The following is a 25,059-nucleotide window of genomic DNA, read 5'->3' on the forward strand; positions in this document are numbered from 1 at the left end:
CAATTCTAGTGGGGCGATAGCAACCGTCATGATTGGACGGCGGGCGGTGTCCGTATCGTGTTGCACTTTATTTATTTGTTAACCAGAGCCAGTTCCATGACCAGTTTGATGCCCAAAGGCTCGGCTGTCGCCGCGCTCGATACCCTTCGTTTGATCGGCAGGAGCCTGGAGACGGCGCCATCGCGCATATCCAGCGGCAATCGTGCCGAAACCGCATCGGACAATGCCGCCTACTGGTCCACGACCGGTACGGAGCTTGAAGAGATGGTTTCTGTTGTTGACGCCATGCATCAATACACGATCGATATCGCTGCCGCCTTTGGTGCACTGAGTTCGCGAATCTCCCTGCAGACCGATTTCGTCGCCGACCTTCGCGACAGTATCGATATCGGGGTCAGACGTCTGGTCGATACCGACATGACCGAGGAAGCGACCAAGCTGAAAGCCCTGCAGGCCCAGCAGCAGCTCGCCATCCAGTCCCTGTCGATTGCCAATTCCAATTCGCAGACCATTCTGTCGCTGTTCCAGTCATCCGCGCATGAAAAGCAAGGATCGATGCCTCCAGCTGATCGCACTGGTAGTATCGATCAATTTAGCTGACCCTTCGTTCACGAAATGGCGCTTTTCCCTGGCGCGAGCCGGCCGTAATGTGGTGTCATCGAGAACAAGGACTGAACCCATGGACAAGACCGCTCGCAGTTCCACGCCCTGGCTGATCATCGCCAGCGGTTCGCTGATTGCGATGCTGGTGTTCGGGCCACGCTCAGCCATGGGCTTCTTCCAATTGCCGATGCTGCACGATACCGGCTGGGACCGCTCCACCTTCGGCCTGGCTATGGCCTTGCAGAACCTGTGCTGGGGTCTCAGCCAGCCGTTTTTCGGTGCCTTGGCCGACAAGTATGGAACGGCGCGGGTGCTGGCCATGTCGGGCCTGATCTATGCCGCCGGCCTGCTGATGATGGCCTATGCCGACGCACCGATCTGGCTGCATATCGGCGGCGGCGTGCTGGTCGGCATGGCGATCGGGGCTGGTTCCTTCAGCGTCATCCTGTCCGCCTTTGCGCGGCACGTCACGCCCGAGCAGCGCTCGATGGCGTTTGGCTTCGGCACGGCCGCCGGTTCGGCCGGCATGTTCCTGTTCGCGCCGCTCAGCCAGGCGCTGATTTCGACTTATGGCTGGTCCGACAGCCTCGTCTACATGGGCATCATGATGCTGATCGTGCCGCTTCTGGCCTATCCGCTGCGCGGCAATGCCAATTCCGGCACGCAAGGCAAGAACCAGTTCAAGCAGACCGTTGCCGAAGCGTTGAAGGAAGCCTTTTTACACAAAAGCTATGTGTTGCTGGCCGTCGGCTTCTTCGTCTGCGGCTTCCAGGTCGCCTTCATCACCGCGCATTTTCCGGCCTATCTCGGCGATATCGGCATCGAGGCGCGCTACGCGGTGATCGCCATGGCGCTGATCGGCTTCTTCAACATCATCGGCTCGCTCGCCGCCGGCGTGATCGGCCAGCGCTATTCGAAACCGTATTTCCTGGCGCTGATCTATGTGCTGCGCTCGGTGGCGGTGACGGCCTTCCTGCTTTTGCCGCAGAGCCCGACATCGGTCATCCTGTTTTCGATCGTCATGGGCCTGTTGTGGCTGTCGACGGTGCCGCCGACCAACGGTCTGGTCGCCATCATGTTCGGCACGCGCCATCTGGGTCTGCTGGGTGGCATGGTGTTCCTCTCCCACCAGATCGGCTCCTTCCTCGGCGTCTGGCTGGGTGGCTATCTCTATGACCTCTACGGTTCCTATGACAGCGTCTGGTGGTTCGGCGTGGCACTCGGGCTATTTGCCGCCGTGGTCCACTGGCCGATCCAGGAACGGCCGATCGACCGCGGCCTGCTGACAGCGGCGGAATAGCCCGAAACAAACGGACACATTTTTTAACAATTGCGGCGCAGCGGATTAATTTTGCCGCGGAACCTTCATATTTGCTGCGATGCAAAATTTTATTTTGTTTTTTCTCTGTGGCGGGAGTTGACGACGGGACTCCTCGTACCTACCTTTCACCCTGTCGGCTAAACCCGGCAAGGACGTAGCCTGGGCGTGAAGACAGCCGCCCGCAGACTCAAGGAGGTTCGTGTAATGCGTTTTATCACTCGTAATACAGCCGGCTCCTGGCGCAGCGTCCGACATGGCACACCCCTTGTGTGCGTGAAATCCAGCATCTGTCGAATGTGAACCGGCAGCCACTCTAACCGTCACAATCGAATTCAGTGTTGAAGCCCGCCGCTTTTCATGCGGGCGAGGATCTCTATATGGAAAAGCAAGTTGTCGAATACGCCGGCATCCCGGTCGGCATCACCATTCCGGATGGCAATGGCGTCAAGTTCATCGCGGTCAAGTTTCCGGTCATCGAACTGGATGGCGAGACCTATGGAAATATTGCGGAGCTGCAGGTCGCCATCCGCAACCACCTTGAAATGGCCGATCGCAACGGTCAGGCGATCTTTGCCTCGACCATTGCTCCGTCGGTGACAGGCCCGTCGCTGGGCGTGCCGGATCGCAAGGCCTTCAACGCCGCATGAAGAAATCCGTCGCGGGCCGCGCCCGGTTCCAGACCGCGCGGCTCGTAGACATGGCGGTTGAGGAAATAGCCGGTCAGGCGGAATGCCGCAGCCAGGCTTTCGCCGTCAGCGGCCTTGGCCTGCCCCGCAGACAGAAAGCGCGGTAGCGCCAGCATCTTGTCGGCATAGGGTTCACCCGCCTCGCGGCAGACGGCGCGGCCGGATTTCGGCGAGACATAGACCAGATCCTCGGCTCGTCCGGTCGCCGCACAGCGCGCCAGGTCCAGCCCGAAGCCGAGATCATTCAGCACCGCCAGTTCAAACCGGATGAAGAGTTCGCCCGCCGCGCGGGGTTCGTCGAGATGGTCGAGAACGAGGTCGAGCATCTCGTAGAGATGCGGATGGGGATCGCGCTCGGGAAGCAGCCGCAGCACGGCTGCCAGCGCCTGGACACCGTAGACCGCCGTCGCACTTTCCATCAGGCGTGCCGCCCGCAGCCGCACCGGCTCGATCCGGTATTCGCCGAGATGTTCGTCGAGCCGTGCCCGCCAGGTGACCTCCAGCAGGTTTCCCGGCTGCAGCACCGGCTGCAGGGCACGGGACCGTCCGCCGCGCACCAGGCCCAGATGGCGGCCGCGGCTGCGCGTCATCACTTCGGCAATGACGCTGGTCTCGCCGTGGCGCTTGACGCCCAGCACAATCGCCTCATCGCTCCACTGCATGCGCTGCCTTGCTTGGATTCGGGTTAGGGCCCACTCTAGCAAAAAGAGCCCCCATTGTCATGGGAGCTCCGTTTGTCTGTTCTATTCCCGTGGAAATTCCAGCCCCATTTCCCGGAACCGCTCGGGGTCGTCGCCCCAGTTCTCGCGCACCTTGACGAACAGGAAGAGATGGACCGGCTGCTCGAGGATTTCCGACATTTCCTTGCGCGAGGCGGTCGAGATCGACTTGATGGCATCGCCGCCCTTGCCGAGAACGATCTTCTTCTGGCTGTCGCGCTCGACATAGATGACCTGCTCGATGCGCACCGAGCCGTCCTTGCGCTCTTCCCACTTCTCCGTCTCGACATGAGAGGAATAGGGAAGCTCCTGATGCAGCCGCAGGAACAGTTTTTCGCGGGTGATTTCGGCGGCCAGCTGGCGGATTGGCAGATCGGAGATCTGGTCTTCCGGATAATACCACGGGCCCTGCGGCAAGGCTGCCGAGATATAGTCCATCAGGTCGTCGCAGCCGGAACCGGTGGTGGCCGAAATCATGAAGGTGCGCTCGAAGCGGACGGTCTCATTGGCAGCTGCGGCAAGCTTCAGCAGGTCCTCGTGGCGCACCTGATCGATCTTGTTCAGCACCAGGACCTTTGGCTGGTGGACGTCCTTCAGGGCCTCCAGAATCGATTCGGCATCGCCGCGCAGGCCGCGCTCGCTGTCGATCAACAGAACGATGTAATCGGCATCCTTGGCGCCGCCCCAGGCCGACGTCACCATGGCGCGGTCGAGCCGGCGGCGCGGCTTGAAGATGCCGGGCGTGTCCATGAAGACGATCTGGGCATTGTTATGGATGGCGATGCCGCGCATCACGGCGCGGGTCGTCTGCACCTTGTGGCTGACGATCGAGACCTTGGCGCCGACCAGGCGGTTGACCAGCGTCGACTTGCCGGCATTGGTGGGGCCAATCAGCGCCACAAAGCCGGAACGGGTCGGAACGCCTTCGATCTCGCGGCCACCGATGGCCGGGGTGTTTTCACTGTCTGTCATGATGTCCAATCAATTTCCGGCAGAAGGTTTCTGCCATACGCCTTCGCGCTCAAGCATTTTGGTGGCGGCCACTTGTTCGGCGGTGCGCTTGGAGCGCTCCACGCCGGTCTCGGGCGGCAGCCCGATGATCTCCACCGTCACCGTGAAGCGGGGATCATGATCCGGTCCGGAGCGCTCTGCAACCTGATAAACCGGAGTCTGTGCGAAATTCGCGTGCGCCCATTCCTGCAATTCCGTCTTGGCGTCGCGGCGAGCCGCATCGGCATGGGCCGCACGGGCGCTCCAGAAGCGCAGGATGAAGGCGCGGGCTGCTTCCAGGCCGGCATCGAGATAGATCGCGGCGATCAGGCTTTCCACCGCATCGGCGCGGATATTCTGCATGTTCTTGCCGGTCAGCTTCTTCACATCGGCGCCGGTGCGGATATACCGATGCAGTTCCAGATCGTCGGCAACCTGCGCGCAGGTCTCGGCACTGACCAACTGATTGAGACGGACCGACAGTTCGCCCTCCGTGGCGGCCCTGAAGGTCGTGAACAGCAGTTCGGCGACACAGAGGCCCAGCACGCGGTCGCCGAGGAATTCAAGCCGCTCGTAATTGCCGCCCTTGGCGGTCTTGGCGCTCGAATGGGTGAGCGCCCGGTCCAGGCGCTCCTTGTGTGCAAAGGAATGACCGATCGCAGCTTCGATGCGCGACCGGTCCTCGTCTCTCAATCCCTTGGCAGTCTTCATTGAACGACCTTGAACAGGCGCTCCCACCGCATGTTCGACGGCCACTTCCAGATTTCGCGGAAGGACGTGTCATTGCCCAGCGAGAAGAAGATGACCGAGGCTCGGCCGATCAGGTTTTCGGCAGGCACGAAACCGACGTCGAAACGGCTGTCGAGCGAATTGTCGCGATTGTCGCCCATCATGAAATAATGGCCTTCGGGCACGATGCGCTCGGGCGTGTTGTCGCCCTTGGAGATCGGCGACTGGTCCAGCGTGTCATAGGTCACGCCATTGTCCATGGTCTCGCGGAAGACCGGCACGTTGATGCCCGGATCCTGGCGATAATCCGAGGTGAAGACGCCGTCCTGCGCCTTCGGCACCGGCTTGCCGTTGATATGCAGCACGCCTTCGATCACCTGGATGCGGTCGCCGGGAAGACCGACCAGACGCTTGATATAGTCGATTTCAGGATTGGGCGGAAAGCGGAACACCACCACGTCGCCGCGCTCCGGATCGCTGCCGAAGATGCGGCCGGAAAACAGATTGGGCGAAAACGGCAGGGAATATTTCGAATAGCCGTAGGAGAATTTGTTGACGAAGATATAGTCGCCGACCAGCAAGGTGGGCATCATCGATCCCGACGGAATCGTGAAGGGCTGGAAGAACACCGTGCGGATCACCATCGCCAGGAGCAAGGCCTGAATGATGACCTTGATGTTTTCCCAAAGGGCACTCTGCTTCTTTTCAACTCGCTCGGACACGCCTGTCTCTTCCTTGTTTTAGCAATTAGCTGCTTTCTCTAGTCGCTTCGGGCATCCGCGGCAACGGTTAGGCCATGAAAATCCATAGAGAGGCTCGGTTCATCCGCCAAGCGGCCGCGCCTCGATGACCACGAAGGCCTGGGCATAGGGATATTCGTCGGTAATGGTCAGATGGATGATCGCCTCATGCCCCTCGGGCAGCAGTGCTTTCAGCCGCTTTTCGGCGCCGCCAGTCAGTACCAGCGAGGGCTTGCCCTCTTTTGAATTGGCAACGCCCATGTCCTTCCAGAACACGCCCTGGGCAAGGCCGGTTCCGAGCGCCTTGGAGCAGGCCTCCTTGGCGGCAAAGCGCTTGGCGTATGATGCGGCGCGGTTGCGGCTGGCATCGGAACGCTGCTGCTCCATATCGGTGAAACAACGGGCGGTGAACCGATCGCCGAAGCGCTCGATCGATTTTGCCACCCGGGCGATATCGATCAGATCGCTGCCGATGCCGATGATCATGATGGGGCCCCTTAAATGCTGCGAACGCCGCGAACCGCCTCGTCGAGACGATCGCGGGCGCGTTCGGCCAGATGGGCGCGGCGGCGTGTCTGAAAGCCGCGAACGGCATAATAAACAACGCTGTAGATCAGCAGGCCGGAGGCCAGCGCCGGCGGTATCGCACCGATCAGCATGGGCTTCAGCACGGGCGCCCACAGTTGCGACAGCTCGAGTTTCTCAAACAGACTGACAAGATCGATGGTGCTGCCCTGCCCTGCCTGCTGATGGCCGATCATCTTGTTTCCGACCTCCCAGGTGAAAGCCCAGATGAACGGAAACGTCAGGGGATTGCCGAATGCCGTGCCGAGTGCGGCAGCGATCAGGTTGCCGGCCAGCAGATAGGCCAGGGCAAACGCCAGCAGGAAATGAAAGCCGACAAAGGGGGTCCAGGAGGACATGATACCGGCCGCAACGCCAGCGGCAATCGCATGGGGCGAGGCTGTCAGCCTCAGGACACGCATGCGAAAATAGCGGAATGAGCGCAGAAAGCCCATGCGGGGCCAGATCAAGCCGCGCAGCTTTTCCATCAATCCTGCGGGTTTGCGACGGCGAAACAGCATGAGCCACATGTAGTGGATATGCGTGGCCAAGTTCAAGTGCCTAATCGGCCTTGCCGGACTGCTCGCCGCAGCGACGAGCCTTGCATATCAAGCCGGCCGGGATGAGGATCCAGACCGGCACATCAGCGGGTAGATCAGAACTTGTTGCGGAACAGGCCGTTGTCGATCTGACGCTGACGATATTCCAGGTCGAAGCGGTCATTCGAACCGTTCAGATAGGCCATTTCACGATCCTGGGCACTGGGGACGCGCAGGGCGCGGGCGAGCTTGCGGATAGGTGCAAACATTGTTTCGTTCCTTCTCTTCTGGGTCGTTCATCTTATGCAGCCAATATAGTTGTGCGCTGCACAATTTACCAACGCCAAGGCGAGACCGCAGCCCTGCGCGCAACGCATAGCTACACCGTATATTGCCTGTTTTTTGAACCTTCGAGAGGAATATTGCCCGATTTCGTGCGCCTGCCGCCGGGAATCACCGTCCCGGCAGCGGATCGATCAATCGTAGACGCGCTTGACCGTGGAGATGCAGTCGAGTTCCTTCATCTGGCTCAGCAGCTGGTTGAGCTGGCGCAGATCCCAGACTTCGAGATCGAAGACCATTTCGGTAAAATCGGTGGCGACCCGGATCATCGTCAGGCTGCTAATATTGATGTCGAGAGCGGCCACGGTCTGGGCCACGGTTGCCAGCGTGCCCGGTTCGTTGATGGCGTTGATCAGGATGCGGGCGCCGAAGCGCGACTTGTTGGCTTCGTCGAGATCCCAGCGCACATCGATCCAGCGCTCCGGCTCGTCGTCGAAACGCTGCAGCGCCGAGGCCTGGATCGGATAGATGGTGATGCCCTTGCCGTCTTCCATGATGCCGACGATGCGGTCGCCCGGCACGGCGCCGGCCGGAGCGAAATGCACCTCGACGGCACCGGAAAGACCGCGGATCGGCAGAGGGTCCTGCACTTCACCGGCTGCCGCCGCCTTGGCGGCCGCCTCGCGGTCCGCCGCCGTCTTGCCCGGCAGCTTGAACATCATGCCGCTGGCCGAGCGCATGTTGAACCAGCCGTCGTCGGCCGAGGGTTTTACGGTGACGCGTTCGTCCTGATAGTCGGGGAACACGGCGCGCAGCACATCGAGCGACGACATTTCGCCACGTCCGACCGCAGCAATGGCATCCTCGACATCGCGATGGCCGAGCCGATGCAAAGCCGGGCGCAGCGTATCGCGGGAAAACACCTTGCCGGCGCGCTCGAAAGTGCGCTCCAGGATGCGATGGCCGAGGCCGGAATATTGCTTGCGGATCGCCATGCGGGTGGCACGGCGGATCGCCGCGCGCGCCTTGCCGGTGACGACGATCTCTTCCCAGGCGGCCGGCGGCACCTGCACGCCAGAGCGGATGATCTCGACCTCGTCGCCATTGCTGAGACGGGTCACCAAGGGCATGATCCGGCCGTTGATCTTGGCGCCCACCGTGGTGTCGCCGATATTGGTGTGGACGGCATAGGCAAAATCGATCGGCGTGGCGCCGCGCGGCAAAGCGATCAGCTTGCCCTTGGGCGTGAAGCAGAACACCTGGTCCTGGAACAGCTCGAGCTTGGTATGCTCAAGGAATTCCTCCGGGTTGTCGCCTTCGGCCAGCGCCTCGATGGTATGACGCAGCCAGGAATAGGCATTGCTTTCACGCGACAGCAGCTCGCCCGGCTCGCCGTTTTCGCCATCCTTGTAGAGGGCATGGGCGGCGATACCGTATTCGGCGATCTCGTGCATGCGGCGGGTGCGGATCTGCAGCTCGATTCTCTGCCGAGAAGGACCGACGATGGTGGTATGAATGGAGCGATAATCGTTCTGCTTGGGCGTCGAGATGTAATCCTTGAACCGGCCCGGCACGACGCGCCAGCGGGTATGGACGACGCCCAGCGCCTTGTAGCACGACGGCACGTCATTGACGACGACACGGAAGCCATAGACATCCGAGAGCTGCTCGAAGGACAGCGACTTCGACTGCATCTTGCGAAAAACCGAATAGGGCTTCTTCTGGCGTCCCTTGACGACGGGGGCTTCCAGACCCTGCGCCACCAGAAGCTCGCGCAATTCGTCCTCGATCTTCTTGATCAGTCCTTCATTGCGCTGGGACAATTCCTCCAGGCGCTTGGTCACCGTTTCATAGGCTTCGGGATTGATATAGCGGAAGGACAGGTCCTCCAGCTCGTCGCGCATGTCCTGCATGCCCATGCGGCCGGCGAGCGGCGCATAGATTTCCATGGTCTCTTCGGAAATGCGGGCGCGCTTGTCGTCGCGCATATGCTCGAGCGTGCGCATATTGTGCAGCCGGTCGGCAAGCTTGACCAGCAGCACGCGCACATCGTCGGAAATCGCCAGCAGCAGCTTGCGCAGGTTTTCCGCCTGCTTGGCCTTCTTGGTGACCAGATCGAGCTTCTTGAGCTTGGTCAGGCCCTCGACCAGACGGCCGATATCCTCGCCGAACAGATCGTCGATCTCGGCGCGCGTCGCCGTCGTATCCTCGATCGTGTCATGCAGGAGCGCGACGGCAATCGTCGATTCATCCAGATGCATGTCGGTGAGAATGGCGGCGACTTCAAGCGGGTGAGAGATATAGGGGTCGCCGCTGGCCCGTTTCTGCTGGCCATGCTTCTGCATGGCATAAACGTAGGCTTTGTTCAGGAGCGCTTCGTTGGCGTCGGGCTTATATTTCTGAACTCGCTCAACGAGCTCGTATTGCCGCATCATCCAAGGCTACTCCGGGAAAGAAAAAGCGCGCCAACCATCACGGTTGACGCACGAAAACGTACTCCATCACGCCAGAATAGGTCGTAAAGCTTGACGATTAGTAATCGTCGCTCTTTTCCGGCGGAACAAGTCCTTCGATGCCGGCCAGCAGTTCTTCTTCCGACATCTGGTCGAACGTGACGGGTTCCGGCATGTCATCGTCTTCGTCACTCTTGGAGACCAGGGCCGCCGTGCTGGACGAAGAGCCCGATTCCTGCTCCGGTTCGTCGATTTCGACGTGCTTCTGCAGCGAATGGATGAGGTCTTCCTTCAGATCGTCCGGCGAAAGGGTTTCGTCGGCAATCTCGCGCAGCGCCACGACCGGGTTCTTGTCGTTGTCGCGATCGATGGTGATCGAAGCGCCCTGGGAAATCTGCCGTGCGCGATGGCTTGCAAGCAGCACCAGCTCGAAGCGGTTGTCTACCTTGTCGATGCAATCTTCTACTGTGACGCGGGCCATTGCCTGTCCTTTTTGGTCAAGTTCTTTTGGATTAGGAGCGCGATACAATTAAAACAGGGCAAATTCAAGTTTTTCCTTCGGGCAGGTCGAATCCCGCTGCAATGCAGCGGATAATCGGGCGCAAGAATTCAGTCACTCAACCTATACGTGCTTGGAATATCTCTAGTCCTGCCCTAAATGGAATCGTATATGAATATTTCATAAATTACATGGGCTATTCATGAGAACGCCGGTAATCTTTTGTTTTGATTGACGTTTGCCGCGATGCTAATTTTGAAAAGAAAAGGAATGTTGCGACATGTTTGACCCGCGGGAGAAAATTGCCCTGTTCATCGATGGCGCCAATCTTTACGCGGCATCGAAGAGCCTCGGTTTCGATATTGATTATCGCAAATTGCTGAAGGCCTTTCAAAAACGCGGCTATCTGCTGCGGGCCTATTATTACACCGCGCTGATCGAAGACCAGGAATATTCGTCGATCCGGCCGCTGATCGACTGGCTGGATTACAACGGCTACAAGGTCGTCACCAAGCCCGCCAAAGAGTTTACCGACTCCATGGGCCGCCGCAAGGTGAAGGGCAATATGGACATCGAACTGGCGATTGACGCCATGGAACAGTCCAGCACGGTCGATCATCTGGTGATTTTCTCCGGTGACGGCGATTTCACGACCCTGGTGGAAGCCTTGCAGCGCAAGGGCCGCAAGGTTTCCGTGGTGTCCACCATGGCAACCCAGCCGCCGATGATTGCCGACGACCTGCGCCGCCAGGCCGACCATTTCATCGACCTGATCACTCTCAAGGCAGAAGTCGGCCGCGATCCGAGCGAACGCCCGAGCCGCATCGTCGAGCCGGTCAGCCACGACGCCAATCAGGACGATTGAGCCGGCACGCTGCGGATCACCTCGCACGGCCATCCGTCCGTCTTGCGTCCTCGCGATCACCACCCGCCAGCATTCGGCGGCGCGCCCACCGAAACGATCAGGCGGCGCTCGATCACTTTAATTTTATGACCGTCATCACGGCTGCACCTCTGGCCTGGCACCGTCGCCCGCGAAACGCGCGGCGGGGCGGCACTCCGATCACCAGCCTGACGATCTCTCCTTGCAACCGCGCCAGACGATCTCTCCTTCGTCGCCATCATTCCGGCATTTTCCACGCGGCATGGCGTGACTTTTTTTGGATTCAGACCGGCGCAGAGCACCGCGCCTTCCGCTCTGCAACCCCTGATTTCCGGCGGGTTCAGCCAGATCCGCCCGGATCGGATCGGGGAACAGTGCGGGGGTCTTTTTGCCCCCAGCCGGCGCTCCGCCCCTCAGCCGAGGCGAATCAACGCTCTTTTTTCGGCGGCGCTTTGGCGGGGATCGGCTAAAGTCGTTTCATGCTGTTCAAACGCCCCACCGACGACATCCTCTATGAAGCCCTGACGGGCCGCGACGCCGCCTATGACGGCTTTGCCTATGTCTGCGTCACCTCGACCGGCATTTTCTGCCGGTTCACCTGCCCGGCCCGCAAGCCGAAACGGGAAAACTGCGTGTTTCGCGAGACGATCGCCGGCTGCCTGGAGGCGGGCTTCCGGCCCTGCAAGCGCTGCCGGCCGATGCTGGCCTATGGCGAGCCGGACCCGCTGGTCAAATCCCTGCTCGAAGCGCTCGACGCGGAGCCGGAACGGCGCTGGAGCGAGCGCGACATTGCCGATCGCGGCCACGATCTATCCACCGTGCGGCGGGCGTTCCAGCGCCGCTTCGGCATGAGTTTTCTGGAAATCGCCCGGCTGCGCCGGGTCGGCAAGGCCGCCGAACACTTAACCGGCGGTACGCCGGTCATCGAGGCGCAGCTCGACGCCGGTTTCGAATCGGGCAGCGGCTTTCGCGCCGCCGTCATGCAGCTGTTCGGCGAGGCACCGGCGCATCTGCGCGGCAAGATCCTGCTCAAGGCCGCCTGGATCGAGACGCCGATCGGCCCGATGATGGCGATTGCCGACGACCATGCCCTGCATCTGCTCGAATTCGCCGATCGCCCTGCCCTGCCCAACGAAATCCTGAGGCTGCAGCGGCTGACCGGCTGCGGCATCGTCATGGGGCGCAATGGGCCGATCGCGCAGATCGAACAGGAACTCGGCCGCTATTTCGCCGGCACTGGGGCATCCTTTTCCACCCGGCTGGCCGGTCATGGCACGGATTTCGAACGGCAGGTCTGGGCGGCCCTGCGCGCCATTCCGGCCGGCAGCATCCACAGCTACACCGACGTCGCCCTGATGCTCGATCGGCCAACGGCGGTCAGGGCCGTCGCACGCGCCAATGGCGCCAACCAGATCGCCATCGTCGTGCCCTGCCACCGGGTGCTCGGCGCCGATGGCAGCCTGACCGGCTATGGCGGCGGTCTTTGGCGCAAGCGCTGGCTGATCGAGCACGAGCGGCGTATGGTGGTTGGCACAGGCAGTCGAACTGAAACACGGAGCGGCGCGACATCATGACAACAGAGAAGGCGAAGGCCTTTGCGGCCCTGCATGTCAAAGGCCAGCCGCTTGTGCTCTACAATATCTGGGACGCCGGCTCCGCCATGGCAGTGGCTGCGGCCGGTGCGCCGGCACTGGCGACCGGCAGCTGGTCGGTAGCGGCAGCGCATGGCTATGCCGACGGCGAGGCCATCCCGCTCGACCTGGTCGAAACCATCGTCGCCCGAATCGCTCTGACCACAGATCTACCGCTCTCGGTCGATTTCGAAAGTGGCTATGCGACGGACCCGGACACGGTTGCGCAGAATGTCCGCCGCATGCTGAAAGCCGGTGCCATCGGCATCAATTTCGAGGATGGCAAGCCGGATGGCACAGGGCTCTACCCGATCGAGCGGCAGACGGCCTGCATTGCCGCGATCCGTGCGATGGCCGACAGCGAAGGCGTGCCATTCTTCATCAATGCCCGAACCGATTTTTTTCTGAACGAACGGGACAGCACACGGCACAAGGACCTGCTGGGCGACGCCATGGCGCGGGCGCGGGCCTATGCCGCGGCTGGTGCGAACGGGTTCTTCGTTCCCGGTCTCGCCGATGACGACCTGATCGGCGAGGTCTGTGCCGCCGTCTCCCTGCCGGTCAATATCATGGCCATGGGCAGCACGCCGCCGATCCCGCGCCTGGCCGAGCTTGGCGTGGCGCGCATCAGCTACGGCCCCGGCGCCTACCGGACGGCGATGGCCGGCATTACGGCAGCCGCGAAAGCCCTTTATGAAACCGAGGCCGAGCAGTCCACCTGACGCTTGGCGGTGCGTGGCGCCAAGCGGACCTTTCGCGCAGGGCGAGGTTGGCGCACCAGCCAGGACATCCAGCGCAGAGCCCATTCGCACTCCCGCCACTCCGGTCCCTCCAAAGGGTCCGACAGCGGATGACGCTTGCCTCCGACAGCCTTCGTCTTGGCCTCGAACATCAAAAGCCAGTTGAGTTGCATCGCCGTTTCCTTCACAGTGAAATCGTCTGCAACATCACTTAAGCCTCTGGAATTGTTCAGTGTAGGCGCAAGAATGAACGGGTCGTTTCAACCATGAAAGACGAGAACTGGGATGATCTTCGGCTCTTCCTGGCGGTGGCCCGGGAGGGTGGCCTGGTGGGCGCTGCGGAAAAGACCGGGATCAGCGGGCCGACCATCGGCCGGCGCATGCTGGCGCTGGAGCGGGCGACCGGCCATCATCTCTTCGTGCGCCACAACAAGGGCTATTCGCTGGCGCCGGATGGCGAAGTGCTGCTGGCCCATGTGCGGGCCATGGATGCACAAGCCTCCTTCATCCGCCAGTGGAACGAGAATGGCTATTGCCTGCCGATCGTCTCGGTGGCCTGCGACGGTTGGCTCGCTTTGTTCCTGGCGCGGCATTTGACTGATATCTGGACCAAGGACGATCCGTTCCGCCTGTGCGTGAAGGCGACGGAGACCGGGGTCGACCTGATCTTTCGCGAGGCGGAGATTGCCCTGACCCACCAGCGGCCAGCCGCCGGCAATCTGGCGTCCCGGCAATCGGTGCGCACCGGTTATGCCGCCTATGCGACGCCGGCGGTTGCGGCAGAACCGGAGGAGCGCTGGATCTCGATCGGCCGCGAACAAGCCTCCAGCACCGCCGATCGCTGGATTTCAAACCAGCCCGACAAGTGGATCAGCGTCTGGACCACCACCACGCCGACCCTGCTGGAGCTGGCCCGATCCGGCGCCGGAAGGGTGGTCCTGCCCTGCCTGATCGGCGACACGGAACCGGGCCTCCTGCGCATCGGCACACCGATCGAGGCGCTGTCTGTCGATCTGTGGATCGCCATGCATGACGACGACCGCAGCCGGCCGGAGGTCCGCACCATGATCGACAGGCTGGCGGCGTTGTTTCACCGCAAACAATTGCTGTTTCAGGGAGATGCGACGCCGTCACCGGCGTCTTGATGCGCTTCAGATCCGCTGAACCCGGATCGGCTGGGCGCCTTGCCAGAGAACCATGCGGCCCATGTCTTCCAGCTGCGCCTGGCCTTCGACCAGGGTCAGGAAATGGTTGCCGGCCAGCGCACCCATCTTGCTGGCGAAAGACGAACTGCCATAGGCAAACAGCAGTTCCGTTTCGCTGTGCCCGCCCGGATAAAGCAGAATATCGCCTCTGGAGGGATGGCAGGTGTGGTTTTCGAAACCCACACCGAACTTGAATTCGCCAAGCGGCACCCAGACCGCCTCACCGCTCCAGCGCGAATGGATCGCCTGATTGGCAAATGGCAGAAGCGACAGGAAGGCCGCGCAGGTCTGCGGCGCCTTTTGACGTTCCAGCCTGGCCTTGAAGGCAAAAGGACCGACGGTGACGTTCAACAATGCAGTATCGGACACGTCTCAGCCACCGGTCTTCATCAAGCGGGATTTCTGGCGGTTCCAGTCGCGTTCCTTCTCGGTCTCGCGCTTGTCGTGCAACTTCTTGCCCTTGCCGAGCGCCAGTTCGATCTTCGCCCGGCCCTTTTCGTTGAAATAGATCTTCAGCGGAATGAGCGTCATGCCATCGCGGTTGACGGCATGGCGCAGGCGGTTGATCTCGCGCTTGTTGAGCAGCAGCTTGCGGCGGCGGCGCGGCTCGTGGTTGAAGCGGTTGGCCTGCAGATATTCGGGCAGATGGGAATTGATCAGCCAGATCTCGTCGCCCTCGTCGGAGGCATAGGACTCGGCGATATTGGCCTTGCCTTCGCGCAGCGCCTTGACCTCGGTGCCGGTCAGAACCAGCCCGGCTTCATAGGTGTCGAGGATTTCATAGTTGAAGCGGGCCTTGCGGTTTTCCGCGACAATCTTGTTGACCGTGCGCTGGCTGCCTCTGGGTGCCATGATGACTTCCGTTCATTCCGCCCAGCCTTGTCTTTTTGTCCCTGCCGGCGGGCCTGCGGCGCGGGTTCGTGTCATCTCTATGTAATATAGGGCGATGCGGAAGGGAAGAAGCGGATAGAGAAAGCCGGGCAGTCGCCCGCCCGGCTCAAGGCCTTGTCAGTTGATCAGGCCGGCATGCCGGAGGCCGGCGTCGATGGCGGCCTCGGTGGCCGGCTCCAATGTCGACAACAAAGGCAAGCGTGCGGCACGGCTCATGCGGCCGATGCGGTGAAGCGCATATTTGACACCGCAAAGGCCGGGTTCCATGAAAATTGCCTTGTGCAACGGCAGCAGACGATCCTGATACGCGAGCGCGCCGGCAAAATCGCCCTTGCGCAGCAGCCCCTGGAATTCGGCACAGAGACGCGGTGCAACATTGGCGGTGACGGAAATGCAACCCCGACCGCCATGGGCAGCGTGACCGAGTGCTCCTGCGTCTTCCCCGGACAACTGGATGAAATCCGTGCCGCAGGCGGCGCGTTGCTCGGAAACGCGTTCCACACTGCCGGTCGAATCTTTTACGCCGACAATGTTCTTGTAGGTCCGCGCCAGATCGGCCATCGTGCTCACAGACATGTCCACCACCGAGCGCGGCGGGATGTTGTAGATGATGATCGGCAGCGTGATCGCTTCAGCAATAGCCGCATAATGGGCATAAAGCCCCTTCTGGGTCGGCTTGTTGTAGTAGGGCGTGACCACGAGAACCGCATCGGCGCCGGCCTTTTCGGCGTGCTGGGCCAGTTCGATCGCTTCCCTGGTATTGTTGGAACCGGCACCGGCAATCACGGGCACGCGGCCGGCCGCCGTTTCGACGCAGAGTTCCACCACCCGTTTGTGCTCGGCATGGGAAAGCGTCGGCGATTCACCCGTGGTGCCGACCGGCACGAGGCCGGTGCTGCCCTCGGTGATCTGCCATTCCACATGGGCGGCAAACACGGCTTCGTCCACCGCACCGGCTTCGGTAAACGGCGTGACGAGAGCGGGAATAGATCCCTGATACATGCAAAAGACTCCTCACGGCCAGCATTCATGCTTCAGCCGCATTCCTCGGTTACAAACGGCGGCAGTCTAGTGCGGCGACCAGGCTGCGGCAAGCGCATCGGCGGCGCTTTTATGATAGAACGCGCCGCGGTAAAAGCCTGTATTCGATGCATTATGGTAAGGTTTCGTTAATTTCTTATCCTGCTAATGGAAGGGGTTTCGTTTTTCCAAGGGCTCGCGCATGAGAAGGATCTATCTCTTGGCCTCCGCGCTCGGCATCGGCCTTGCCGCTTCCGGCGGCGCGGACGACTTGCGCGCAGAGACGCTTGTTCCCTTGCCCTTGTCGAAGCCCGGCCTTTCCGCACCGCTGCCAGACACTGCCCCCTCCTTTGAAATCACCGGCACCATTCCGCGCACATCGCGGCTGCCGGCGGCAAGCCCGCAACTCAAAGCCGGGCTCGACGCGCTGTCCAACAAGCAGGGTGCTGTAGCCCTTGCGATCCGCGACCGCATGCCCGACACGCTCGACCGGCATATGCTGACCTTTTCGATCGCCATGTCGGGGCTCCGCGACATTCCCTCCCGCGAAATCACCGCGGCGCAGGGGGAATTGAAGGGCTGGCCCGGCATTGCGGCCTTCCGCGCCAATTCCGAGCGGGCGCTTTACCGCGAAAACCCAAGGGCGGACGACGTTCTGTCGGCGTTCGGGGCGACCACACCTGAGACCCCGGAAGGCGCGCTCGTGCTGGCGCGGGCCCTGCAATCGGTCGGCAAGAGCCGCGATGCTGCCAAGATGCTGGGCACGGTGTGGCGGCGCGATGCGCTCGACACGGCCATGGAAGACAAGATCCTCGGCGAATTTTCCGATCTGCTGACATCCGCCGACCACAAGGCGCGGATGGATTATCTGATGTATCGCGGCCGGGTGACCCAGGCCAAGCGATTCTCGACGCTCGGCAAGGCGCAATCGCTCTACAATGCCTGGAGCGCGGTGCTCGGCCAATCCTCCAAGGCCGGCGCTCTTCTGAAAGCGGTCGATGCCGGCTGGACGTCGGATCCTGCCTATCTGTTTTCGCAGATCGAATATCTGCGCCGGCAGGACAAATTCGAAGAGGCCGCCAAGCTACTGGCCAAGGCGCCGCGCGATGCGGACACGCTGGTCAATACGTCCGAATGGTGGAACGAGCGGCGCATCGTGGCGCGCGGTCTTGCCGATCTCGGCAAGTTCAAGGCGGCCTATCAGGTGGCAGCCCAACATGCAGCGACTGAGCCGGTCGATATCGTCGATGCCGAATTTCATGCCGGCTGGTATGCGTTGCGCGGATTGAACGACAGCAAGGCGGCAGCGACACATTTCGCAAAAATCCTGCAGGCCTCGAACCGGCCGCTCTCGGCATCGCGCGCCTGGTACTGGCTGGGCCGCGCCGAGGAAGCCGGCGGCGACCAGGCCCGCGCCCGCGAGCATTTTACCAAGGCCGCCAGTTTTGCCAGCACCTATTACGGCCAATTGGCGGCCGCCCGCATCAAGCGGGCCGGCATCCAGATCCCCTATCCGCAGCCCAGCAGCGAGGATCGGCAGCGGTTTGCCAATCGCGAAGCGGTGCAGGCGATCGGCCGATACGAGACCGCCGGTCATGCCTGGCGGGGGGGCAGCCTCTACCGGGCGCTGGCCGAACAGCTGCAGAGCCCCGGCGAACTGGCACTTTTGACCGCCAAGGCGGAAAAGACCGGCGACCATCAGCTATCGCTGCAGATCGGCAAGATCGCCTATGGTCGCGGCATCGACGTGCCGGCGCTGGCCTTTCCGATCGGCGTCATTCCGGGCACGGCCGATATCGGCGGCTCCGGCAAGGCGCTGGCCTATGCGATCGCCCGCCAGGAAAGCGCCTTCAACCCCGCTGCCGTGTCGCCGGCCGATGCCCGCGGTCTGCTGCAGCTGATGCCCGGAACGGCCAAGGGCGTGGCGAGCCGGCATGGCCTGGCCTATGCGCCGGAAAAGCTGACCCGCGATGCCGGTTATAATGCAACGCTTGGCGCCCATTATCTCGGCGAGCAGATCGACAAGTTCGGCGGCTCCTACATCCTGACCTTCATCGCCTATAATGCCGGGCCCGGCCGCGTGCCGGAATGGATCAACCGTTACGGCGATCCGCGCGGAAAATCGATCGACGAGGTCGTCGACTGGGTCGAACGCATCCCCTTCCCCGAAACGCGAAACTATGTGCAGCGGGTGATGGAGAACTACCAGATCTACAAGACAAGGCTTGGCCAGACAGCGGGCATCGAGCACGACCTGCGCTACGGCCGCTGATCGTACGGACCATGCTCGCTGTTGCACGGAATGCGACATCGGCTAAGCTTCTGCACAAGACAGCGGAGGCAATCAGGAATGTCGGATATGTCCAAAAGCGGTTTCATCGAGCGCCATGTCACGACCGATGACGGTTTGAGACTCTCTCTCAGGGACTATGGCAGCCACCATCCGGGCCTGCCGGTCATTTGCCTGCCCGGCCTCAGCCGCAACAGCCGCGATTTTCACCAGCTGGCCGAACTTCTGTCCACAGACAGCAGCCTGCCGCGCCGCGTGATTGCGATCGATTATCGCGGCCGCGGGCTTTCCGACTGGGACAGCGACAAGAGCCGCTACAATCTCGTGGTCGAGGCCGGCGATGTGATCGCGGTCTGCGCCGCGCTCGGCGTGACTCGCGCGGCCTTTATCGGCACATCGCGCGGCGGGCTGACCCTGCATCTCCTGGCTGGCATGAAGCCGGACCTGCTGGCTGCGGTCATTCTCAACGATATCGGCCCGGTCATCGAGCTTGCCGGCCTGCGGCAGATCCAGGCCTATCTGGGCCGCGAACGGCTGCCGCGCGACAGGGACGATGCGGCGAAAATTCTGAAAGAGACGCACGGCACCAGCTTCTCAAGCCTTTCGGACCAGGACTGGCGCGACATGGCAGAGGCCATCTACCGGGAGACGGACGGCCAGTTGCGCGCCGATTTCGATCCGGCGATCGCGGAAGCGCTGGCGGCGGCCGATCTCAGTCAACCGCTGCCGGACCTCTGGGCGCAGTTCGACGGTTTTCGCCCCATCCCGCTGATGACGATTCGCGGCGCGAATTCCGCGCTGCTGTCGGCGGAGACGCTGCAGTCGATGGCGGAGCGGCATGGCGCGATGAAAGTCGTGACTGCTGCCGGCCAGGGCCATGCGCCGATCCTGCATCTGGGGGAGGTTCCCGAGCGGATCCGCGATTTCCTGGCGCCGATCGTCTGAACGACCCGACAGCGGATCATCCCAAGCCACCCCATCAGCCCATACCGAAAAAGCCCGGCTCGAAAGCCGGGCTTCTCTTAATCCGATCGTCAGATCGAATTAGAACGAACGGGTCAGGCGAACGAAGCCATCCCAGTTGCCGTCGTCGCTGCCGTCAACGTCGACATAGCGGATATCAGCCGAAGCCTTCAGGCCTTCAGCCAGAGCGTATTCGATGTAGAGGTCGGCGGCCCAGGCGTCGTCAGACGTGAACACGCCAGAGTCTGCCACATCACCGTAATACATAACCTGCGGAGTGATCTTCAGCTTGTCGGTTGCCTTGAAGGTGTAAGCTGCACCAACAGTCCACTCGGCCGCGAAGTCGTAGCCGGTCGCGTAGCCAGAAGCCCAGGCTCCAGCGATACCGAGCGTGCCCGGGCCGATATCAGCCGTCAGCACACCACCGATCCCACCTTCTTCGTCAGCGAAGTCGTAAACGCCGTTGACAGTGACAGTGGCCGCGCCGAACGAGCCCGAAACCACGCCTTCGAGACCAACTTCGTTGCCGACGTAAATGTCAGACAGATCGTCGATACCGAGGCCAACCGTGAATGCGTCGGTGGCGTAGGTGTAGGACATCATGTTGAACTTGGCGTTGTTGAAGAAGCCATCCGACTCGCCTTCCAGACCCCAGTCATCAGCCCAGGTCAGCGAGCGACCGACCTTGAAGCCGCCAACAGTAATGTGGGCCTGATCCAGAACGACAGCAGCGCGGTCGAGTGCAGCACTCTGAGTTGCCTGGATACGGATGTAAGAAGCGATCGTGCCGAGTTCCGAATCGTTCTTGGCTTCAACGGTCAGACGAGCGCGTACTTCGCTCTCCCAATCGTCGCCATCATCAGTCACCGCAGTTTCGTTGGCATAAATCGTCGCGCGAATTTCGCCGCCGATCTTGAGGCAGGTCTCGGTGCCGGGGATGTAGAAGTAGCCAGTGCCGAAAGCGTCGCAAACGCGAACGTATTCCATGGGCTCGGGCTCAACAGCGACGATAGCGTCGGCAGCCTGAGCGCCAGATACTGCTGCGAGAGCGGCAGCGGAGCCGAGAAGTAGGCTCTTGATGTTCATATTGACCTCCAGTCAAGTTTCATCCTGACAGGGAGCGAATAAACGGAACTTTTCTATTTCTATTCAATATCTTATATGGTTTTAGCGATGAGCTGGCGATCGGGCTTTTCTGAAAAACGCAGCCTGGCGCGCAGTCATGGGTATCGAAGTCCGGCGAACCGCAGGCAACATGAGGAAGGCGCCAAAACCCAAAAACGAAAGATGCCGCGTCGGAACCCCGCGCGGCATCACCAATACTCAACAAAAGCCATGAATGGCGGAGAAGATGGGATTCGAACCCACGATACCCTTCCGGGTATACTCCCTTAGCAGGGGAGCGCCTTCGACCACTCGGCCACCTCTCCGGTCCGGCCTGATTATTCACTCGTTACAGCGATTGCAAGGGCTTTTCTCCGTGCTGCACATTTTACAGGGGAACCGGGTCCGCCGGATGCCGCGTCTGCATGCCCAGGAAGCCTCTATATAGAGAGGTGTCTGTATAGAGGGGCACGACCATCTCCCAAATGGCCGTGCCGCCGCCCGACAATCGCCTGGACACGGGCCATCATCCGACTCGCACCAAGGGGAAATGACGAATCGTGCGGGCGAACCCACCATGACTGGCCGGCTCAAGGCTGTGCATCGTCCCAAAATTGAGCATGCCCTTGCGACAGCTCTGGTGCAAACCCCTTGGAAACCGGGCTCGAATCGTCGGAATCCGGGACTTAAGGGCCGATGCCCCTGCTGATCCCCTGCGTTAAGTGCTGATTTCAAAAGGCTTTTCTTAAGGATCTGTAAACCTTTGCCCCGGCCCGGCGCCCAGTTTGTGTCCTTTCAGCAACAGACTTTTGGGAAGGGCGTGGATTTCATTCCTTATCGTGGTTTGGTGATTGCATGACGGGCCACGTTTTGTATTTTCAATCTCGGAAGCGAGGCGGTGGATCGTCCGTCTTCTGAAACCGACGGGGATGGGGCAGGGAATGCTGTCCTTCAGCCAAAGAACCCAGACCCTTACGAAACTTGACTGGAGGTCAATATGAACATCAAGAGCCTACTTCTCGGCTCCGCTGCCGCTCTCGCAGCAGTATCTGGCGCTCAGGCTGCCGACGCTATCGTCGCTGTTGAGCCCGAGCCCATGGAATACGTTCGCGTTTGCGACGCTTTCGGCACTGGCTACTTCTACATCCCCGGCACCGAGACCTGCCTCAAGATCAGCGGTTACGTCCGTACACAGCTCGAATTTGCTGAAACCAGCGGCGACGACGATTTCTCGCTGAACGCTCGTACTCGCGCCAAGATCAACATCGAAGCCAAGAACGACTCTGAAATCGGCACGATCGGCTCCTACATCGGCATCCGCGCTTGGGCCGACGGCGACGGCGACGGCGGCAGCTTCGAAATCGACGAAGCCTACATCACTGCAGGCGGCTTCAAGGTCGGCTACATGTACAACTACTGGGACAACGATCTGTCGGGCGAAACCGATGATCTCGGCTCGAACCGCATCAACTCGGCTGGTTACGAATACGCTTCCGACGCCTTCACCTTTGGTGTTTTCGTTGACGAGCTTTCCAAGACCTACACCGAAGGCTTCACCAGCGCCTACAAGGGCAACGACGGCATCGGCCTCGAAGCTCAGGTTACCGGCTCGTTTGGCCCGGTTACCGCTGAACTGCTCGGCGCATACGACTTCGCCGAAGAAAACGGTGCAGTTCGCGTAAAGCTCGAAGCTGAAGTTGGTCCTGGCGCCCTCGGCGTTGCCGGCATCTACTCCACCGGTGAAAATGCCTACTACGACGTTTCCGAGTGGACGATTGCTGCTCAGTACGCTGCCAAGATCACCGACAAGATCTCGCTGACCCCGGGCTTCCAGTACTGGAACACCCTGGATGTTGACGCCGATGGCGACTTCACCGGCAGCCGTGACATGTGGAAGGCCGGTCTTACGGTCGACTACACGATCGCTGAAGGCCTGACCACCAAGCTCAGCGCTCAGTACGTCGACGAAGACGGCGGCGACGACAACAACTGGGAAGGCTTTGTACGCCTTCAGCGTTCTTTCTAAGTCTAGCTTGACTTGGAAACGCACCATCGGGGACCCCGCGCCAGTCGCGGGGTCCCTCTCCGCCTTTCGGCGTAGAGGTTAAAATCGGCATCCTGGGCCGGTTTATTTGCGAAACGATATCGTTTTTTATCGTTGACTCACAGAACTACTTCGGTATAATCCTTTATATCGTCAGTATTTCTTAGGAGTTCAGCGACGCGCTAGAATTTATTCTCAGTAGATCTTGAATCATTACGGATCGTTAATGCGAGTTCTGCTTGCGTTTACGTTGACGACGAATTTTTGTCCTTTACATTCTGGTTGTGTTGACTTCATAGTCACGCCGGAAGTGAAGGAGTTGTGTCTTGGATCGTATTGAAGCCTTGAAAAGTGACGCGCGTACCAGCGTCCATTTGAACAGCGAATCGGCCGGTTACAGGCTGAATTACCAGTATTCGCTGTCGGGCCCGATCGGCATCGTCAAAGACACGTCGTTGAAAGTCCTGTTCGAGCGCTATGGCGATATCCTATGGGCGCCGGGGAGTCACAAATACAATGTGACCAACTTCATCGGCGAGTTGAACGACCTGCTTCCGGACCCGACCTTCTCGGTTTTCTCCCAGGACATGCTCGACGATCTCATCGGGAAATTGCGCAAGCGCGGTAATAGCAACGCCACGATCAATCGAAAGTTGGCGGCGCTCAGCAAATTGCTGCGAAAGGCCAATAAGATGGGTGACGTCGTCAGTCTGCCCGAATTCAGTCGACAGAAGGAAAAGTCCGGACGCATCCGCTTTCTCGAAATCGAGGAAGAGGCGGAGCTGTTTGCGGCGATCCGCGCCAAATCCGAACTTTACGCGCGTTTCTGCATCTTTCTGGTCGATACCGGTGCACGCCTCAGCGAAGGTCTCGGCCTGCGCTGGAACGACGTGACGGACAAGCGCGCCACCTTCTGGGTGACGAAATCCGGCCGCAGCCGTTCCGTTCCCCTCACCGCCCGCTCCAACGCCGCCATCAAAGCCTCCGACAAGCGCAATATCGGCCCGTTCAGCAGCATCCAGCAGCAGCGCTTTCGCGCCGCCTGGAACGAGGCCAAGGAAGAGATCGGCCTTGGCGACGACAAGGACGTGGTTCCGCATATCCTGCGCCATACCTGCGCCTCCCGCCTGGTGCAGGGCGGCATTGACATCCGCCGCGTGCAGATGTGGCTCGGCCACCAGACCCTGTCGATGACCATGCGGTATGCGCATCTGGCCTCGCATGACCTCGACATGTGCGTTCCCGTGCTGGAACGCATGTCCGAAAAATCGGTCAACTGACGCCTTTCACGCTCGCTCGCGCCGCACTATTTGCGGATGCTCTACGCGAAGATCACGTGGCGTGCGTTTAGTAGCCGGCCTTGGCCTTGATCGGCGATGGGCCGGCACCGTCCCGGTAGCGGTCCGACAAATGGCGAAGGGCGCCGGCAAATTCGGTGACATCGGCGCCAACCGCCACGAAGCTGGCGCCCAGCTCGATATAGCGACGGTTCAGCGTTTCGCTGAAGGTCAGGATACCGGCGGCCTTGCCTGACTTGACGATGGTGCCGATCGCCTTTTCGATCACCGCCTGGACTTCCGGCGCCTCCATGCGGCCGAGATAGCCCATATCAGCGGCCAGATCGGCCGGGCCGATGAACACGCCATCCACGCCATTGACGGCGGCGATATTTTCCAGATCGGCGATGGCCGCCCGGCTCTCGGCCTGGACCAGCAGGCAGATGCCGTCGGAGGCCGTGTCGGCATAATCGGGGATCGTATTGAAGGCGGACGCCCTGGCCACGGCGGCGCCGACGCCGCGAGTGCCGTTCGGCGGATAACGCACGGCGCGGACCATGGCTTCGGCCTGCTCGGCCGAATCGACCATCGGGATCAGCAGCGTGCGGGCGCCGATATCGAGCAATTGTTTGATCACCCAGGTCTCGCCGACCGGCGCGCGAACCACCGGTTCAGCCGTGGACTGAGACAGGGCCTGCAATTGCGCCAGAATGCTGCGCAGATCGTTCGGCCCGTGTTCGCCATCGATCACCAGCCAGTCGAAACCGGCATGGCCGGCAATCTCGGCCGCCAGCGCGTCGGCCATATCGAGCCAGAGGCCGATCTGCGGGCGGCCGCCGCGAATGGCCGTCTTGAAGCGGTTTTCAGGAACGGGCATGGCAGATAC

At 61.0% G+C, this 25,059-nt stretch carries 24 protein-coding genes, 1 tRNA gene and 1 pseudogene; 11 read left to right on the top strand and 15 right to left on the bottom strand.

Annotation, left to right across the window (positions count from 1 at the left end):
• Window positions 1–276: 276 nt before the first annotated feature.
• From HGO38_RS11070 to HGO38_RS11080, 3 genes and pseudogenes are all read left to right on the top strand, one after another.
• Window positions 277–528 (top strand): annotated as a pseudogene (locus HGO38_RS11070) (flagellin); the annotation flags it as partial.
• Window positions 529–679: 151 nt separating this feature from the next.
• Complete coding sequence (locus tag HGO38_RS11075; RefSeq protein ID WP_250955930.1) at window positions 680–1,903, top strand: MFS transporter; 1,224 nt, start codon at window positions 680–682, stop codon at window positions 1,901–1,903.
• 398 nt (window positions 1,904–2,301) lie between these two features.
• Window positions 2,302–2,571, top strand: a complete 270-nt coding sequence (locus HGO38_RS11080) for a hypothetical protein (RefSeq protein ID WP_250956013.1) — start codon at window positions 2,302–2,304, stop codon at window positions 2,569–2,571.
• Here the strand turns inward: HGO38_RS11080 and recO are convergent.
• The 9 genes from recO to rpoZ form a co-directional block, all read right to left on the bottom strand.
• On the bottom strand, window positions 2,484–3,272 hold the full coding sequence (recO, locus tag HGO38_RS11085; protein WP_250955931.1) for a DNA repair protein RecO: 789 nt from the start codon (window positions 3,270–3,272) through the stop codon (window positions 2,484–2,486). The two genes, HGO38_RS11080 and recO, sit on opposite strands and share 88 nt — an antisense overlap.
• 81 nt (window positions 3,273–3,353) lie before the next feature.
• A complete protein-coding gene (era, locus tag HGO38_RS11090) occupies window positions 3,354–4,301 on the bottom strand; it encodes a GTPase Era (protein ID WP_250955932.1) in 948 nt (315 codons plus the stop codon).
• Between the two features lie 9 nt (window positions 4,302–4,310).
• Complete coding sequence (gene rnc / locus HGO38_RS11095) at window positions 4,311–5,030, bottom strand: ribonuclease III (RefSeq protein WP_250955933.1); 720 nt, start codon at window positions 5,028–5,030, stop codon at window positions 4,311–4,313.
• The gene (lepB, locus tag HGO38_RS11100; RefSeq protein WP_250955934.1) at window positions 5,027–5,770 is read right to left on the bottom strand and encodes a signal peptidase I; all 744 of its coding nucleotides are present in this window, start codon (window positions 5,768–5,770) and stop codon (window positions 5,027–5,029) included. The genes rnc and lepB overlap by 4 nt, the downstream gene beginning before the upstream one ends.
• A gap of 99 nt (window positions 5,771–5,869) precedes the next feature.
• Window positions 5,870–6,274: a holo-ACP synthase gene (gene acpS / locus HGO38_RS11105; protein ID WP_250955935.1), complete on the bottom strand. Its 405-nt coding sequence runs from the start codon at window positions 6,272–6,274 to the stop codon at window positions 5,870–5,872.
• A gap of 11 nt (window positions 6,275–6,285) precedes the next feature.
• Window positions 6,286–6,873 carry a DUF2062 domain-containing protein gene (locus HGO38_RS11110; RefSeq protein WP_250956009.1) on the bottom strand — a complete coding sequence of 196 codons (588 nt, stop codon included), beginning with the start codon at window positions 6,871–6,873 and terminating at the stop codon, window positions 6,286–6,288.
• A gap of 134 nt (window positions 6,874–7,007) precedes the next feature.
• Window positions 7,008–7,160 carry a DUF3563 domain-containing protein gene (locus HGO38_RS11115; protein WP_250955936.1) on the bottom strand — a complete coding sequence of 51 codons (153 nt, stop codon included), beginning with the start codon at window positions 7,158–7,160 and terminating at the stop codon, window positions 7,008–7,010.
• A 207-nt stretch (window positions 7,161–7,367) separates the two neighbouring features.
• Window positions 7,368–9,608, bottom strand: a complete 2,241-nt coding sequence (locus HGO38_RS11120; protein ID WP_250955937.1) for a RelA/SpoT family protein — start codon at window positions 9,606–9,608, stop codon at window positions 7,368–7,370.
• Between the two features lie 97 nt (window positions 9,609–9,705).
• A complete protein-coding gene (gene rpoZ, locus HGO38_RS11125; RefSeq protein WP_250955938.1) occupies window positions 9,706–10,107 on the bottom strand; it encodes a DNA-directed RNA polymerase subunit omega in 402 nt (133 codons plus the stop codon).
• A gap of 298 nt (window positions 10,108–10,405) precedes the next feature.
• On the opposite strand from rpoZ, the gene HGO38_RS11130 reads away from it, so the two are divergent.
• The 4 genes from HGO38_RS11130 to HGO38_RS11145 all read left to right on the top strand — a co-directional run bounded on the left by HGO38_RS11130 (window position 10,406) and on the right by HGO38_RS11145 (window position 14,524).
• Window positions 10,406–10,990: a LabA-like NYN domain-containing protein gene (locus tag HGO38_RS11130; protein ID WP_250955939.1), complete on the top strand. Its 585-nt coding sequence runs from the start codon at window positions 10,406–10,408 to the stop codon at window positions 10,988–10,990.
• Between the two features lie 497 nt (window positions 10,991–11,487).
• Entirely contained in the window at window positions 11,488–12,582 is a 1,095-nt protein-coding gene (locus tag HGO38_RS11135; RefSeq protein WP_250955940.1) for a bifunctional transcriptional activator/DNA repair enzyme AdaA, read from the top strand.
• On the top strand, window positions 12,579–13,361 hold the full coding sequence (locus HGO38_RS11140; RefSeq protein ID WP_284739380.1) for an isocitrate lyase/PEP mutase family protein: 783 nt from the start codon (window positions 12,579–12,581) through the stop codon (window positions 13,359–13,361). The genes HGO38_RS11135 and HGO38_RS11140 overlap by 4 nt, the downstream gene beginning before the upstream one ends.
• A 284-nt stretch (window positions 13,362–13,645) precedes the next feature.
• Window positions 13,646–14,524, top strand: a complete 879-nt coding sequence (locus tag HGO38_RS11145; RefSeq protein ID WP_250955941.1) for a LysR family transcriptional regulator — start codon at window positions 13,646–13,648, stop codon at window positions 14,522–14,524.
• A 6-nt stretch (window positions 14,525–14,530) separates the two neighbouring features.
• On the opposite strand, the gene HGO38_RS11150 is transcribed toward HGO38_RS11145, so the two are convergent.
• The 3 genes from HGO38_RS11150 to dapA form a co-directional block, all read right to left on the bottom strand.
• The gene (locus HGO38_RS11150; RefSeq protein ID WP_250955942.1) at window positions 14,531–14,953 is read right to left on the bottom strand and encodes a DUF3830 family protein; all 423 of its coding nucleotides are present in this window, start codon (window positions 14,951–14,953) and stop codon (window positions 14,531–14,533) included.
• Between the two features lie 3 nt (window positions 14,954–14,956).
• Entirely contained in the window at window positions 14,957–15,436 is a 480-nt protein-coding gene (gene smpB, locus HGO38_RS11155) for an SsrA-binding protein SmpB (RefSeq protein ID WP_168474355.1), read from the bottom strand.
• 156 nt (window positions 15,437–15,592) lie between these two features.
• Complete coding sequence (dapA, locus tag HGO38_RS11160) at window positions 15,593–16,477, bottom strand: 4-hydroxy-tetrahydrodipicolinate synthase (protein WP_250955943.1); 885 nt, start codon at window positions 16,475–16,477, stop codon at window positions 15,593–15,595.
• A gap of 220 nt (window positions 16,478–16,697) precedes the next feature.
• Between dapA and HGO38_RS11165 the strand changes: the two genes are divergently transcribed.
• Complete coding sequence (locus HGO38_RS11165; protein ID WP_250955944.1) at window positions 16,698–18,767, top strand: lytic transglycosylase domain-containing protein; 2,070 nt, start codon at window positions 16,698–16,700, stop codon at window positions 18,765–18,767.
• Between the two features lie 78 nt (window positions 18,768–18,845).
• Complete coding sequence (locus HGO38_RS11170; protein WP_250955945.1) at window positions 18,846–19,730, top strand: alpha/beta fold hydrolase; 885 nt, start codon at window positions 18,846–18,848, stop codon at window positions 19,728–19,730.
• A gap of 99 nt (window positions 19,731–19,829) precedes the next feature.
• Here HGO38_RS11170 and HGO38_RS11175 read toward each other — a convergent pair whose 3' ends face one another.
• Window positions 19,830–20,834: a porin gene (locus tag HGO38_RS11175; RefSeq protein ID WP_250955946.1), complete on the bottom strand. Its 1,005-nt coding sequence runs from the start codon at window positions 20,832–20,834 to the stop codon at window positions 19,830–19,832.
• A gap of 254 nt (window positions 20,835–21,088) precedes the next feature.
• Window positions 21,089–21,178: transfer RNA gene (locus HGO38_RS11180), tRNA-Ser, on the bottom strand.
• 671 nt (window positions 21,179–21,849) lie between these two features.
• Here HGO38_RS11180 and HGO38_RS11185 point away from each other — a divergent pair.
• Both HGO38_RS11185 and HGO38_RS11190 read left to right on the top strand, forming a co-directional pair.
• A complete protein-coding gene (locus tag HGO38_RS11185; RefSeq protein ID WP_250955947.1) occupies window positions 21,850–22,878 on the top strand; it encodes a porin in 1,029 nt (342 codons plus the stop codon).
• Between the two features lie 353 nt (window positions 22,879–23,231).
• A complete protein-coding gene (locus HGO38_RS11190; RefSeq protein WP_250956011.1) occupies window positions 23,232–24,176 on the top strand; it encodes a tyrosine-type recombinase/integrase in 945 nt (314 codons plus the stop codon).
• Window positions 24,177–24,243: 67 nt separating this feature from the next.
• Here the strand turns inward: HGO38_RS11190 and HGO38_RS11195 are convergent, their stop codons facing one another.
• The gene (locus HGO38_RS11195; RefSeq protein ID WP_250955948.1) at window positions 24,244–25,050 is read right to left on the bottom strand and encodes an aldolase/citrate lyase family protein; all 807 of its coding nucleotides are present in this window, start codon (window positions 25,048–25,050) and stop codon (window positions 24,244–24,246) included.
• Window positions 25,051–25,059: the final 9 nt, after the last annotated feature.

This window comes from Rhizobium sp. CG5, assembly GCF_023701945.1.
Lineage (GTDB): Bacteria > Pseudomonadota > Alphaproteobacteria > Rhizobiales > Rhizobiaceae > Allorhizobium.